This window comes from Mycobacterium sp. TY815, from assembly GCF_030755135.1.
Lineage (GTDB): Bacteria > Actinomycetota > Actinomycetes > Mycobacteriales > Mycobacteriaceae > Mycobacterium.
In genome coordinates, this window is sequence record NZ_JAUFRX010000007.1 from 52,963 (window position 1) to 67,551 (window position 14,589).

Consider the following 14,589-nt stretch of genomic DNA (forward strand, 5'->3'; position numbering starts at 1 on the left):
TGCACACTTCGACAACATGTCAGTTGATCGCCGATGACCGAAACGACGAGCGCGACGGCCGTTGCGGTTCCGCCGGGACGTCGCCTGCCGATGCGAGCCGCTTTCCTGCCGAGTCGGGGCCTGAGGTTCCTTTCTGCCTGCCAACGCCGCTACGGCAACGTTTTCACGGTACGAGTCCCGCTGAGAGGCACACTGGTCTATCTGGCCGACCCGGCTGACATCAAGACGGTGTTCGCCGGGGATCCCAGCGTCTTCCATGCCGGCGAGGCAAACACGACATTGCGCGGGCTACTGGGGGACAGCTCGCTGTTGGTGATCGACGACGAAGTCCATCGGGACCGGCGCCACCTGATGATGCCGCCTTTCCACCGCGCCGCCGTCGCCCGGCAAGCTGACCTGATCGCCCAGATCGCCGCGGCGAACGTGGCAACATGGCCGGTCGGCACGCGCTTCGCCGTGGCGCCCAAGATGTCGGAAATCACGCTTGAAGTGATCCTGCGGACAGTGATCGGGGCTACCCAACCGGCGCGGCTGGCAGCGCTACGCAAAGTGATGCCACGTCTGCTCAATATGGGGCCGTGGGAGGCACTGGCACTCGCCAACCCGCGACTGATGCGCCGCCGCCCCTGGCGTGGGTTACAGCGCCGCATCGCAGAAGCCGACGACCTTCTCTATGCCGAGATCGCCGATCGCCGCGCTGACCCCGACCTCGCCGCACGGACTGACACACGCTGGCCATGCTGGTGCGGGCGGCCGACCAAGACGCACGCACGATGACCGACCGAGAACTGCGTGACCAGCTGATGACACTGCTGGTAGCCGGCCACGACACCACCGCGACGGCGCTGGCGTGGGCGCTGGAGCGCCTCACTCGTCATCCAGCCGCTTTGGTCAAAGCGGTCCATGCGGCCGACGCGAGCGCGGCAGGCGACCCGGCCGGTGATGAGTACCTGGACGCTGTGGCCAAGGAGACTCTGCGGGTTCGTCCAATACTTTCCGGCATCGGGCGGATGCTGACCAGGCCGGCAATGGTCGCCGGTTACCAGCTCGAGGCTGGCACCATGGTGGTCCCTGCTATCGGGCTGGTACACGCGAGCGACGCCATCTATTCCGATCCGGAACGCTTCGACCCTGACCGCATGCTCGGCACCAACCTGAGTCCCACAACCTGGCTGCCCTTCGGCGGTGGCAACCGACGCTGCCTCGGCAGCACCTTCGCCATGGTCGAGATGCGAGTCGTCTTGCGGGAAGTCCTGCGCCGGACCGAATTGAAATCCACTACCGCCGCAGATGAGCCGCAGAATTCGAAACACGTCATCCACGTTCCCGGCCGGGGCGCACTCATCCAAGTGCGCGCGGTTAGGCAGGTTCCATCAGCCTTGCCCGCTACCTGCCCAGTCGCTCACGACACGCAACTGCCTTAAGCGGCGCGGCCAGCCGGTGTCGGACCCCTGCATGCGGCGCTTGCGGTCTACGCCCAGAAACGCTTCGATGGTCGCCGCATGATGACGGTGTGCTTAGCACGACTCGAACGCGGCTTCACGATCGCGTACCTTCCTGCTCTCCCAGAGAAAAGCCACCAGCACCGCGACTACATAAAACGCCCAGGCGAGCACTTCGATCAGCCGGGGATCGGTAGGTATGCCGAACATACCGGTGATCAATGCGCCTTGCACCGAGTTTTCAGGAATCCAGGATGACAAGTCGACAAGCTGTTGCTGGCCGACGTCCAGCCATCCTGCCTCGTGCGCTGTGCGTACCACGTTCAGCGCCAATCCCGCGGCAATCAGCACCAGAAAACCCGCGGTGATCCGGAAGAAACGGTTCAGGTTGAGTTTCAAGCCGCCGTAGTAAATCCCGACGCCCACCGCGATCGCCACCGCGATGCCCGACACGCCGCCCACAGCTGCCGGCCAGCGGCTGCCGTGCGAGTTCTGCGCGGCCGCCAGCAGGAACACCGACAGCTCGAAGCCTTCCTTGAGAACAGCGAGAAAAGCCATGACGACCAGCGCCGTCGACCCGCCCCGTGTCACCGCCTCCTCGGCCTCGTGCTCCAATTCGCCTTGCAGCCGGCCGGCGTTGCGGTTCATCCAGATGACCATGGTGGTGACAAACGCCACGGCAACGACACCGATGATCGTTTCCAGCATCTCCTGCTGCGCCTGTGGCAGATCTTCAGACAGAATGTTCAGGCCGACGCCGACGCCGACACACACCAGCACTGCCACCCCAACTGCAGCAAACATGGCACGGGTTGATTGGCCGTTCCGCTTGAGGAACGCCGCGGCGATGCTCACGATGAGCGTCACCTCTAGGCCTTCCCGCAAGCCGATCAGGAAAACCCCGATGAACGCGCCGTATGCACCCTGCATTTCCTATTTCCTTTCCCCGCTGGGTTTTTCGGTCACGCGATTCGACTCAGTGCGTGGGGTTGGGTCAGAAGACCGCATACCAGATTGCGATGTACTGGCAGACCGCCGCGAGCGCAGTGAACGCGTGGAAGAACTCGTGATAACCGAAGGTCGCCGGCCACGGGTCAGGCCAGCGCAGCGCGTAGAACACCCCGCCGATGCTGTACAGCACCCCGCCCACAATCAACAGCGCCGTCGCCATCGCTCCGGCGTTATTCAGGATCATTCCCATGTACCAAACCGCGACCCAGCCCAGCAGTAGATAGAGCATCACGCCTACCCAACGCGGAGCTGACGGCCAGCACAGAGTCAGCGCTATTCCGGCCACGGCACCGCCCCACACGATGGCCAGCGCCGCCAGCCCAGTCGAGTGGGGCATAGCCAGCCTCGCGAACGGGGTATAGGTGCCGGCGATGAACACAAAGATCATTGAGTGGTCGAGGCGGCGCATCCATTGCCGGGCTTCCGCGGACTCCCAGTGGACGCGGTGATAGATCGCACTCACGGCAAACATCGCAACGATTGCCAACGCGTATGCCAACGTGGCATGTCCGGCACGATTGGATACCAAAGCCCAGGACACCACCACCAGTGCGGTCCCGCCGAACATAGCCGCGATGGCGCAGTAAAGGTGTATCCAGCCGCGCAACAGTGGCCTGGCCAACGCATCGGAAGCACCCTGGGCGCGTCGATCAGTGAGTTGATTGTCAACGGCGTCGTCGCCAACGGCGACCTGACTGAGATAGTGGGGCCGGGAGACCGAATCGGTCTGATGGGTCATCATTTGCTCCATACTCGTGACGGGATTTCGGTTGAATGCCGCCCGAAATCGCTGAACGCGAACGAATTCGGGATTACACGACCCGCGTGACCGAAAAGCAATGCAAGATTTCCTGTCCGTGGGAGTGTCAGCGTATGAGCGGGCCGCTGAGAAGGCGCTGAGAAATTCACAACAACTGAAGTACGACGCACCACTCGGCCACATCCGGGTCGTGTCTAGGCCCGTGTGCCCACTACCCGGGGGTCAGAAGATTCGTTGTAAATGAAGAGGATTCGCCCCAGCCGAACGGGCATCGGCTGTCGATCGCTATACCGAAAAACAGCAACGCTGAGATAACGCTGAGAGCGATTTGCCAGGTGTTGCGACTTGCCATAAGCATTTCATCCCAAGGTTTGCGTCCGGAAGAAATGAGGGGGCGTGGTGGAATCGGAAGGAACGCCGTTTGGCCGATACCGGCTGATTCAGCTGATTGGTCGCGGAGGCATGGGTGATGTATGGCGTGCACTCGACACCGAAACCCATCGCGTGGTTGCAGTCAAAGTGTTGCCGGCCAACCTGGGGAACGATCCGATGTTCGCACAGCGATTCCGTCGGGAGGCACTGGCAGCGGCGGGTCTCACCGAACCGCATGTGGTACCAATCCACAACTTCGGTGAAATCGACGGCCGACTCTACGTCGACATGCGACTGATCGACGGTCGAGACCTCCAGTCCATCATCGCCCAAGGTCCGATTGAACCCCGCGCAGCGGTGGGAATCATCGAGCAGATCGCATCGGCGCTAGCCGCCGCCCACCGGATCGGACTGGTGCACCGCGACGTCAAGCCATCTAACATTCTGGTCGCCGAATACGACTTTGCTTACTTGATCGATTTCGGCATCGCCCGCGCGGCCTCGGACAGTTCCATCACCGGTGCTGGCAGCGTGATCGGGACCTGGGCCTACATGGCGCCAGAACGAATAAACACCGGGCACAATGACCCTCGCGGTGACATCTATGCACTGGCATGCGTCCTGCATGAGTGTCTGACCGGCAGCCAACCGTTTCCCGGGAACAGCGTTGAACAGCAAATCGGAGGTCACCTGGGCCTGCCCCCACCCCGGCCTTCAGCGTTAAAACGAGGATTGCCTCCCGAACTCGACACCGTCATTGCGACCGGAATGGCGAAGAATCCCGACGACCGCTATTCCACTGCGCTCGAGATGGCCGGGGCGGCCCGTGCGGCATTGGGCGAGGTCGGGCCGCTGACGCGGACCGCAGCGATGCAGGTGCCGGTACCCGTTCACCTCGACACCCGGATACCGATGCCCGGCAACGTGCCGCGAAACTACTACCCGACCACGATCGGCGGTCAGGTCTCACACACCGACGCAACCCAAATCACTCCGTACGCGACTGCGGGGTACAGAAATGCTGGCGAACCCAACGTTTCTGGCCATCCTCCGACGGGACCTCAGACGCAAGGCGCCGGGACTTCGCCGGGCGGCGGCATTGCGCATGAACCACAACGTAAACGCAAACGCACCATCATCTTCGCGTCGAGCATCACGGCGTTGATTGCGATACTCGGCATCGTCATCACGATCGTATTGAGCAGTTCTGACCAAAGCTCGACGCAAGTCGCCGCACCTAACTCCGGCCCGTTCACGGGCACCTTCAAGGTGGCCTACGGCCCGCAACTCGATGTAACCGGCAAAGAGTTGGCCGGGGGCGAGCCGGCGGAGACCGAGGTCTGGCAGTTGCGGTCCATGTGTGGAACCAAAGGGTGCGTGGCCACCGCAGCGCGAACGTCGGGGGATGCCTTCGACGAGCCGAGTCTGGTATTCGACCTGATCGGCAACCGCTGGTACGGCACCACCATCATCGACGCACCTGAATCATGCAACGGCAAAGCTGAACGCGAGTGGCACTGGATCTACCTGCGGGAACAGCCGAACGGCACACTATCCGGCGAATGGATAGAGGACTCCATCGGCTGCTATATCAAACGTACAGCGACGTTCACCCGCACCGGTGACGCCGATCTTTCCAGCGTGCCCGACCCGGCCAAGCTGCCGCCCCGCAAGTTATCCAAGGCGCTGTACCTGCACGGCATATACCGGTCGAAAGTTGCGGTCACCGGACCCTCATCCAAGCCGCCAGAGGAGGCGGACTACAGCGTGGACACGATCTGCCTGCGCGACGGGGACCGATGCCTGAGCCGGTTTCTGCAGACCGACGGCAGTGGTCGGCATGAACTCTTCATCTTTGAAAACGGTGCTTGGACGCGAAACACGGAGGAAGACACGCCTTGCCCGGCCGGCGGGACCAGTCACACCAGGTTGACCGCTGTGTTCCCACTGCCCAACCCCGTCCCAGACCCCATCACGCAGCTCTCGGGAGGCGGCCTGTCGACTGTTACGGGTAGCGCATGTACTGGCGGGCACTACGACGAGGTCTTCACCCGGACCGGCGACGACCCAATACCGCGTTAGTCGGTCATCCTGGTGAAGCGGTCGTGGCCTCTCAGCGGCTTCTCAGCGGCCGCCTCCTAGCGTAATCCGCTGTACACGTTAAGACGTGCTGCCCGCACTGACGGCCACCCTGCTGCCACGCGACTTATGCGGTGGCGCAATCGAAGTCAACAACTCGCGCATAAAGGACACCGATGTCGAAGCAGCAGTCGGAGCTCGCCCCCGCTATCGGCGCACCTCGACGTTGGTTGACGCTGGCAATATCGGTGGCGGCTACCTCGTGCGCGTTTCTGTTCATCAACTGTGGAGTTTTTCTGATTCCCGCATTGCAGACCGAACGTCACACCTCGCTCGCGCAGGCCGGACTGCTGTCGGCCATGCCGAGCTTTGGGATGGTGGTGACCCTGATCGGCTGGGGATATCTGGTGGATCGCGTCGGTGAGCGATGGGTGCTCACCGCGGGCCTGGGGTTGACTGCCGCGGCGGCGTTCGCGGCCGCGCCTCAACACTCCCTTGTGGCGATCGGCGCGTTGATGTTCGTCGGTGGGATGGCCGCTGCCAGCGCCAACACCGCCGGCGGGCGGTTGGTAGCCGGCTCGTTCCCGGCTGACCAACGCGGCCTAGCCATGGGAATTCGCCAGACGGCGCAGCCGCTGGGCGTCGCGATCGGCGCGGTGGCACTGCCCGAGCTGATCGAGATCGAAAACGGCTTCTTTGCCGCGCTGCTGTATCCGGCGATCGCGTGCGCTGTAGCCGCGCTGGCCTGCCGAGTCTGCTTGACCGACCCACCGCGCCCTTCCCACGCAAGCGCTTCGGTGGAGGTGGCCAATCCCTACCGGCGGTCAAGGACACTGCAGCGAATCCACCTAGTTTCAGCCCTGTTGATGGTGCCCCAACAGGTGACGATCACGTTCATGCTCGTCTGGCTGATCACTGAGCATCGTTGGTCGATCCCGGCGGCAAGCGCGCTAGTGACCGTCGCGCAGTTGCTCGGCGCGCTGGGGCGCATCGTCGTCGGCCGGTGGTCAGATCGCGCGGGTTCTCGGATGCATCCGAAGAGGTTGGTCGCCGCCGGCTGTTGCCTTGCCCTGGCGCTGCTGGCATTGAACGACTACCTGAATTCGCCCTTCACCGCAGCCATCATGGTGGTCGCGGCCGTAACAGCAGTGGGTTACAACGGGCTGGCGGCCACCGCGATCACCGAATACGGCGGGCCGTTTTGGAGCGGGCGAGCTCTCGGCGTCCAGAACACCTGTCAGCGGTTGACCGCGGCAGTCACGCCGCCGGCGTTCGGTGCGCTCATCACCGTGGCCGGGTATCCGTTCGCGTTCGGGGCATGCGCAGTGTGTGCTCTGGCAGCAATACCCTTGGTGCCCGTCAGCGCTGAGCGCATCGACTCGAATTGAGAAATCGGCTTGAATGTTCTGATGCCAAGAATCTGTTGAACTCGATGAGATGCGATTCGAATTCCAACGTGGCGTTAGCTCACAAGTTTGCGAAGCAGGGATCACTCGGGCCAGTCTCGCCGGCGGGAATAGTGGCGTTGCGTGAGGATAAGTGAACGACGACGCCGTTGTCGGTCACACCCACCCGGTCCGCTTTGATTCCCAACGGAAGTTTCGTGGTCAGGTCCGTCGTGTATTCGTCGAGCGACGACTGCACCGACTCTTTCGGCAACTTGAAGCCCACCGCATTGAAACTGACAATCTCCAATCGTAGCCCGCCTTTCTCCACCGTCGGCTTGGCGACAATCTGGTTCAAAACACCTTTGAGCTCGACGGTTTTGTCGGTGGGGTGAGTGATGACACTTCGAGTGACGAACTCGCCGACTGTCGGAATAGCGTTCTGCACGGTCTGCTTGATGCCGTCAGCCGTCCAGGTGATCGTGGCATCGATCGCGCCGATTGTGCCCTTGGAGTCGGGCGTGCTGTCGAGTTTGACGTCTGTCAGGCTCAGGTTCAATTTCATGCCCCTGGCGTCCTGCAGCTGATTACCCGCGGTGTTGATGGTGATGTTGGTGTAGTGATCGGTGAGATACTGCCACGTCACCGGCGGGGTCAAATTGAACGACGCGGTGGCCTGGTCTTTCACCTTGCACGCCGTCGCCGCGGCGATCTTGCTGTTCGCGGTGTTGCGGGCATACAGCTCGACGCCGATCAATACGGCTATGACGGTCACAAGAACGATCAGCGCAATGGACAGCGGAGTGCGAAGCCTGCGCTTCTTCGCCTTCGGGACACCGCCGGACTCAGATTTCGGAGTTGCCCCAGGCGTCGACCGACCATGCATCGGGCTTTCGGGTGGCGGCTGGTTCGGCCGTCGTGCACTTGCGTTGCCTGGGGAGAAACTCTCGGTCGGCTGTGACGAACCCGGCGGCTGCTGGTCCCGTCCGGCCCAGGGATCGATTGGACGTTGCCTGCCGCCGTACGGATTTCCGGGCGCCGGGGGTCGCTGGTCGCTGGGACGCTGCCAACCCGGTGGGCGCCCTTCATTCCGTGGTCGCTGCGGAGTCGTCACTCTGGTGATCCTTCCCTATCGAGTGCACAAGGTGAGCACTGTTTAACAGGACGCTGAGGCTGATGCAGCCGAAAGCTTGCATGAAGAATTCGACGCTGCCGACCCGTGCAACGAGCGTCAAAACCCGGTGCGGTCAGCTCGCATCATTAGGCAGATTCACATAATTCAGGCGTAACGCGTCGTCGAAGAGCGACCCTTCTGCGAGGAAGAGCGTTACGCGCGCGGCTAGCGCGATAGCAGCGAGCTGCATGTACATCACCACGATCTGGTACCGGATCGCGGTAAGCGGACTGGTTCCGGCCAGGATCAGTCCGGTCATGGCACCCGGCAGGCTGATTAGCCCAACTACTTTCGTGGAATCGATCGCCGGAATCAGCGCGGCCCGCAGGGCGGATCGCCGATAAGGGGAAATCGCCTGTCGTCCGGATTGGCCAAGGGATAGTCGAGTCTCGATGGCCGGCCGAGACTGGCGAACTTCGTCGTCAAGTCGGCGCAATGCACCTCCGGCGGCCAGCATGGCGGACGAGACAATCATGCCGCCGACCGGAACAATCACTCGGGTCTCGGCGGTAATCACCCGCCCCGCCAGCAGAGCGGCGAGCGTGACACCAGTGCTAGCGGCAACTCCGCCCGTAGCGAAAACCCGGGCATGCCGGAGCCCCGGAGCGCGACGGCCCGCGACCCGCCCTGCAACAGTCGTCATCAGGATGATCCACCCCGCGGCGCCGAGCAAACTTGTCCGCTGGAACAAGATCCGAAGAAGGGCACCGGCAGTGACCAGCTGCACTGCAGCGCGCCCGCAAGAGACGACAAGCTCCCGCGTAAGACCCAGCCGCTGCCGATAGGCGATGGCACCGGCTACGGTGACTAACAACAGTGACACGCCTACCCCGCCCCAGCTCGGTACGGCCAATGCCGATGTTGCCAGCGCGGAGAGGGGTGATGCGGGCCGCCGGATCCGCACCGCAGGCGATCGTGCTGAATGAGTCCCGAAATGCGCCGTCCACCGCAGTAGCCGGCGAATGCCGACGCCGGTAAATCCGATGGCTACGATTCCCGGCGGTAGGGCCAGCCACATCCACCGCGAGTGGCCGGGAATTTCTTGCTGAATCTCCTTGCCCGGCGCCTTATGGCCGGCGGTGGCAGGCCCCAGGTAATTGCCACCGATACGGTCCAGCGCCGCATGCAGCCTCTTGATCTCCGGTGGAGTGTCTAACGCGTCAGCCCGCGGATCCAACAATGATCGGACTAGTCCACCGACGATCTTGCTCACCACACTGGTGCGGCTGCGAGCATCCGGATGGCGAAACTGGCGTTCGCCCGCTGACGTGGCAGCAATGTGCTCAGCGCGAGCGATCGCCGACAGGATGTCAGCAGTGTCGCAGGCTTCGGGCGCATACCAAACCACGACGGATGCAGTTCGCGGATATGCACGTACGGCGCGCACCCCGACGACCTCGACGACCATCTCCTCGATTGCTGCGGCCCGCTCTGCATCATGACGGAAGCTGACGGCGTGCACACGCATGCGCCCTGCCGCGGCGGAAACCACGGTCGGTCGGACGTCGGCATCAGCGCACGGCATCGTCAGTCTCCGCGGGGTCGTTTGCGGAGTGAGCCGTTGGCGGTGACGTCTCGTTTCCCACTCTCTCCGCGGCCTCGGCGACCACATCGGCGACCGCTAATCGAGCCCGCTCGGCGCCCTCCTCGGCTTCGCGGGCAGCACGTAGACCCCACGCCGTCACAGACACGGCTGCAGCTCGCAGCGGCTTCCTCGCCACCCTGCGTAAGCCGTCATACGCAACCGCTCCGACCAGGCCAGTAACCACTGCTGGTGCCGCCTTCGTCACGACCCCGTACCACACCATCACGGACACTCCCTTTCGTTGTTTTCCAATTAATTCCTTGGTTCTCTACATCGCTACTAGCGGGCGCACTTGGCGCTACCTCGTAAGACCGCAACCGCTGCGACTCATCGCCGACGGTTTTGATTGCGATCTGAAAGTCGAATCCGTATCGATGCCGCCGGGCCGCGCGCACGCGACCAGACGGCCATCCTCGAGGAGTAAGACCTGCGCGGCGACGCTGTCAATCAGGCCGTGGTCGTGGCTGACCAATACAACGCTTCCGCCCTCGCGCACAAAGTCATTCACCAACGCACCGATTATCTCGGCCGAGGCGCTGTCAAGCGCCGATGTCGGCTCGTCAAGGAGCAGCGTCTCTGGTTCAACGGCCAACGCCCGGGCCAAACACACCCGTTGCACCTCCCCGCCTGACAACTCCCCGGTCGCGCGGGCGATGAACTTCGGCCCCAGCCCAACACGCCCAAGCAGCTCAGCCACCTTGGCCTCGGACAAGCCCTGACGGCCGACGCGGACCTCCTCAAGCACTCGGCCGGTCAGCAATACAGGGGTTTGCGCCACCAGCCCAACCCGACGCCTCAAAGCCAAGACGTCCATATCGGCAAGCGGCACTCCGTCGAGCATGATTCGGCCGGTCGTGGGTTCAGCGAGCCGATTCAGCAGTCGCAACAGGGTCGACTTTCCGGCCCCGCTGGCACCGATCACAGCGGTGCAGAAGCCAGCCGGAATGTTCGCACTGATCTCCGCCAACAGCGGAGCCGTGCCGCGGGTCACGGTGACCTGCTCTAGGCAGAAACCCGCCATTCGCATCAGCAGGGCACTACTGTCGGCGCGGCCGCAGCAGTGTTGCACACCGCTGTTGCGCTAAACCGGAATTTGATGTCGCTGCAGCACCGAGTTGCGTTGGCCGTCAACATACCTCGGCGTTGAAACGATCCGCGAACGAAACCCTTCCGCCACTGCGTATCCGCGTGCGGATATACCACGATTGCCATCCTCATTGTTGGGCGTGATCGCCGCGTAAATTGAGCGTAGGTATCGCACGCTGAGAGATCGCTGAGACTGCTCTATCTCCTTATTCGAGATCACCGTAGGCAACGCCGGGATCCCCAGACAGTCCAAAGTCGGCGCAGTCCGGAGAGTTGGGTGGTGTCACACAGAGCCCGTCACCGTGCGGACCCTGCGCGAACAAGCTCGCGTCAGCACTGATGCAGCCAGCGAATGGCTGCGCACCAACCTGCCCGCCCGCGATATCTCACCAGTACCCACCGACGCACTTGCGCGTGTCCTCGATCCGCTGTGGTCGGCGGCTGTAGCCGCGGCTCGCGAGGAGCACGCCGAAGCCGCCGCCACCGAACGGGCCGCCCTAGTCCTCAAATAAGCGAGTTGGCGTCAGTGGGTCGCAGGATTGATTTCGATGTCGTTTTCAGGTCCGCGGTGGGGCGGTTTCGGGGGTCGACCGGTGTCATCGGGTGCGTGAGCGGCTCTGAGATTGGCCGGATTACCGCGTCTGCGTGGGTTTGTCGGGTGTGGGCACGCGAGGACGCCGCGGGGTGTGGCGGTTCGGGCGTGTGGAGGGTGATCGGCGTGTGCGGGTGTGGCAGGGTGCACAAGCAAGTGGCGGGTGCCGGTGTCAGCCGAAGCGAGTGCGTTCAATGGTGTTGTAGGCGCTGAGGAATCGGTCCAGGGCGGGGTGGTAGCCGATGATCCGGATGGTGATGGCGCGGGCGCGGCGGATGATCATGGCGGGGATGAGGATGACCTGGATGGTGAAGCGGCGGAACTCCATGTTGATCCAGTCGCGCCGGTCGTCCTTGCGGTGCAGCATCATCGCGAACCAGGACTTGATGTTCCAGGCCAGGGCGGCGATGACCATGTAGGCCCAGTTGGACACCAGGTCATAGAGCGGCACCCGCAGCGCGTTGACACCGTTTTTGAGTTGCTCGATGACGTTTTCCTGGTCGCAGCGCTCGTTGGCGCAGACCACCACCTCGGCGGGGGTCAGGTCGGTGCGGGTGGTGATGTAGAAGAAGTAGCGGATCTCCTCGAGCAGGGCCTGTTCGCCGCGGGTCTTGCTGATGTTTTTGCGCAGCGCAATCACTCGGTAGGGTCGGCGACATTTACCGGGCTGGTAGTCGAACTCGGCGACGTGCTCGCAGTTGAGTTCGAGGTTGACATAGCCGCGTTCGGCGACGATACGTCGCTTGTGGTTCGGTTCGCGCCGGCGCCGCTGCCCAGACCGTGGCGGCGGGGCTGCGCGCCGCTGCAAGGGCGTCCAGCACGTCTCGTCCAACGCTTCGGCGCGCGAGCGCAGTGCGGTGTTGCAGTCCATGCCGAACACGAAGTCGACCCGCTGGGACCAGTCGTCGAAGTGCGCGGTCAACGAGAAGTCGGTGTCCCCGCGCAGGCACACCCGAGCCGCATACGGGGCGACCAGCCCGATGGCCTTGTCGATCCATTCCGCCGCGCCGGCGTGGCTGGGCGCGTTGCCCGACCGGTTGACCAGGTAGAGCACTTCCTTGGTGTTGGCCAGCGACACGATCAGCGGCGCGTAGCCCCAGATGCCTTTGTAGGACATGTCCATCCCGGCCTTGTGTTGCCCGCAGGTGGGGGCGATGGTGCCGTCGACATCGATATAGGTGAGCGGGCCGAGCAGCTCACGGCCTCGGCCCGCCCACAGCTGCGGGCGCACCGTGTTGATCGCCTCCATCAACGTGGCCACATCAGCCGCGGTGAACCGGCGGCAGAAATCACCGGCGGTGGTGGGGTCGGGGATCAGCCGCGCACCCAGGGCGTTCATGTAGGCGCTGTCGTGGCGCAGCCGCTCGATGTCTTCGAGCCGGGTGCCCCCGCAGGCCAGGTTGTAGGCCAGGTTCAACACGTGGTCGGACTCGTGGTAGGGCAGGTGCACCTTGAGCAGCTGCAGGTCCTCGTCGATCCGCTCGGCCAGCCCCAGCCGGGTGACCAGCCGATGCACCGCGGCGATCCCGCCGAAGACGGTGGCATCGATATTGGCGCCGACCTCATAGCGCACAGAACCCGAGTTCAGCATCGGCCGCGGCTGGGCGCCCCAGCGTCCCGCCCGAGCGTGTCGCGTTGTCACCCTGCGTCGCCGCGCGGCGATGTGAATCGCCCTGGTTCTGCCGGAGACTCGGGCTATTGGATTCCGATTAGTGGTTGGTCGGTCCGTTGTGCATCGTAGAACGCGGCTTCGAACTCGGTGGGCGGTACGTCGTTCAGGTAGCCGTGGAGGCGGCTGTTGTTGTGCCAGTGGACCCAGCCCAGGGTGGCCAGCTCGACGTCCTCGACGGTCCTCCACGGCCCGCTGCAGGCGGGGCCGTAGATCAACTCGGCCTTGTAGTAACCGTTCACCGTCTCCGCCAAAGCGTTATCGAAGCTGTCCCCGACCGACCCGATCGAGGGGACCGCGCCGATCTCGGCGAGCCGCTCACCGTATCGGATAGACGTAAACTGCGATCCAGCATCGGAGTGACATGTCAAGCCCACCAAGCGATTTCCGCGTGACCAACGTGCCATCTCCAACGCATCGAGCACCATCGTGGTGCGCATGTTTGAGGCGACTCGCCAGCCGACGATCATCCTGCTGAAGGTGTCAATGATGAAACAGACGTAGGCCACCCCGGCCCAGGTCGGCACGAACGTCAGATCGGTCACCCAGAGCTGGTTCGGCGCGATCGCCGTGAACTTGCGCCCGACCAGATCGGGGTGTCGCGCCGCAGCCGGATCCGGCGTGGTGGTGCGCACTCGTTTGCCACGCCGCGCCCCCGCGATGCCGGCGGCCCGCATCAGCCGCGCGACCTGATCCCGCCCGACGTCGTGGCCTGCCCGACGTGCCGTTTTCCACAGCTTGTGGGCCCCGTATACCCGGTAGTTGTCCTCCCAGAGCTTTACCAGGACAGGCCCAAGCTCTGCGTCGCGTTGGGCGCGCGCCGAGGGAGCGCGAGTCTTGGTGTCGTAGTAGGTGCTCGGGGCCATCGACACCCCTGCTGAGCGCAGGACGGTGCAGATGGGCTCGACCCCGAACTCCTCGCGGTGGGCGTCGATGAAGTCGACTATTTCTTGTGTTGGCGGTCGAGCTCCGCCCCGAAAAAACTGGCCGCGCGTTTCAGTATTTCGTTGGCACGCTTAAGTTCTCGTATCTCCTGCTCGAGTTCTTTGACCCGCTGCGACTCAGCTGTGGACATTCCGGGCGCATGCCCATCATCGATGTCGGCCTGGCGCACCCAGGCACGCACCGACTCCACGCCATAGCCCAGCTGGCGAGCCACCCGTGACACCGTGCCCTGCTCGGTGCCCAACTCGGCCCGCAGTGTCCGCACCATCCGCACCGCCGCTGACTTTTCCTCCGGGCTGTAGCGACGCGCCGTGGGCTTCCCAGACGCCTGTTCCTTCGGCATACCTGCATCCTCGTTTCCAAGGTCAGGAGCCTCCGGGATTTCCAGGGCGATTCAGCTCACTTCGACAAGCGCAAAGTCGAACTCGGATCCTGCGGCCGCCCATACGGGACCCCATGCAACCACGAACACGCCTGCATCAGATGCCC

General features: G+C 63.5%; 11 protein-coding genes, 1 pseudogene and 1 other annotated feature. Of the genes and pseudogenes, 4 read left to right on the forward strand and 8 right to left on the reverse strand.

Features of this window, described 5'->3' with window-relative positions:
• Positions 1-33 precede the first annotated feature (33 nt).
• Positions 34-1,424 (forward strand): annotated as a pseudogene (locus tag QXK92_RS33145) (cytochrome P450).
• Between the two features lie 93 nt (positions 1,425-1,517).
• Here QXK92_RS33145 and efeU read toward each other — a convergent pair.
• A complete protein-coding gene (efeU, locus tag QXK92_RS33150; protein WP_306248958.1) occupies positions 1,518-2,372 on the reverse strand; it encodes an iron uptake transporter permease EfeU in 855 nt (284 codons plus the stop codon).
• A gap of 64 nt (positions 2,373-2,436) precedes the next feature.
• Complete coding sequence (locus tag QXK92_RS33155) at positions 2,437-3,192, reverse strand: hemolysin III family protein (RefSeq protein ID WP_306248960.1); 756 nt, start codon at positions 3,190-3,192, stop codon at positions 2,437-2,439.
• 420 nt (positions 3,193-3,612) lie between these two features.
• On the opposite strand from QXK92_RS33155, the gene QXK92_RS33160 reads away from it, so the two are divergent.
• Positions 3,613-5,667 (forward strand): serine/threonine-protein kinase, encoded by a 2,055-nt coding sequence (locus tag QXK92_RS33160; protein WP_306248986.1) that lies wholly within the window; start codon positions 3,613-3,615, stop codon positions 5,665-5,667.
• Positions 5,668-5,840: 173 nt separating this feature from the next.
• Positions 5,841-7,052, forward strand: coding sequence for an MFS transporter (locus QXK92_RS33165; RefSeq protein WP_306248962.1), 1,212 nt, complete (start codon positions 5,841-5,843; stop codon positions 7,050-7,052).
• Between the two features lie 79 nt (positions 7,053-7,131).
• Here the strand turns inward: QXK92_RS33165 and QXK92_RS33170 are convergent, their stop codons facing one another.
• From QXK92_RS33170 to QXK92_RS33185, 4 genes are all read right to left on the reverse strand, one after another.
• A complete protein-coding gene (locus QXK92_RS33170; protein ID WP_371934636.1) occupies positions 7,132-8,163 on the reverse strand; it encodes an LmeA family phospholipid-binding protein in 1,032 nt (343 codons plus the stop codon).
• 133 nt (positions 8,164-8,296) lie between these two features.
• The gene (gene fetB, locus QXK92_RS33175) at positions 8,297-9,091 is read right to left on the reverse strand and encodes an iron export ABC transporter permease subunit FetB (protein ID WP_306248989.1); all 795 of its coding nucleotides are present in this window, start codon (positions 9,089-9,091) and stop codon (positions 8,297-8,299) included.
• A gap of 643 nt (positions 9,092-9,734) precedes the next feature.
• Positions 9,735-10,031, reverse strand: coding sequence for a DUF1490 family protein (locus QXK92_RS33180; protein WP_256100816.1), 297 nt, complete (start codon positions 10,029-10,031; stop codon positions 9,735-9,737).
• A gap of 75 nt (positions 10,032-10,106) precedes the next feature.
• Positions 10,107-10,799, reverse strand: coding sequence for an ATP-binding cassette domain-containing protein (locus QXK92_RS33185; protein WP_306248967.1), 693 nt, complete (start codon positions 10,797-10,799; stop codon positions 10,107-10,109).
• Between the two features lie 397 nt (positions 10,800-11,196).
• Here QXK92_RS33185 and QXK92_RS33190 point away from each other — a divergent pair, with 397 nt between their 5' ends.
• A complete protein-coding gene (locus QXK92_RS33190; RefSeq protein WP_306248969.1) occupies positions 11,197-11,406 on the forward strand; it encodes a hypothetical protein in 210 nt (69 codons plus the stop codon).
• A gap of 252 nt (positions 11,407-11,658) precedes the next feature.
• Here the strand turns inward: QXK92_RS33190 and QXK92_RS33195 are convergent, their stop codons facing one another.
• On the reverse strand, positions 11,659-13,185 hold the full coding sequence (locus QXK92_RS33195) for an IS1380 family transposase (RefSeq protein ID WP_371934637.1): 1,527 nt from the start codon (positions 13,183-13,185) through the stop codon (positions 11,659-11,661).
• Positions 13,182-14,443 (reverse strand): IS3 family transposase gene (locus QXK92_RS33200; RefSeq protein WP_306248790.1). Its coding sequence is split into 2 segments (ribosomal slippage): positions 13,182-14,134 and positions 14,134-14,443, totalling 1,263 coding nucleotides; the frame shifts between segments, so codons are not numbered across the junction. Before QXK92_RS33200 ends, QXK92_RS33195 begins: the two co-directional genes overlap by 4 nt.
• Positions 14,013-14,144, reverse strand: a sequence feature (AL1L pseudoknot). (Overlaps the previous gene by 132 nt.)
• Positions 14,444-14,589 lie beyond the last annotated feature (146 nt).

Excerpts from the sequence above, each read along its gene's own strand:
- efeU (WP_306248958.1), bottom strand. The coding sequence starts at position 2,372 with ATGCAGGGTGCATACGGCGCGTTCATCGGGGTTTTCCTGATCGGCTTG.
- QXK92_RS33165 (WP_306248962.1), top strand. The coding sequence starts at position 5,841 with ATGTCGAAGCAGCAGTCGGAGCTCGCCCCCGCTATCGGCGCACCTCGA.
- QXK92_RS33155 (WP_306248960.1), bottom strand. The coding sequence starts at position 3,192 with ATGACCCATCAGACCGATTCGGTCTCCCGGCCCCACTATCTCAGTCAG.
- QXK92_RS33180 (WP_256100816.1), bottom strand. The coding sequence starts at position 10,031 with ATGGTGTGGTACGGGGTCGTGACGAAGGCGGCACCAGCAGTGGTTACT.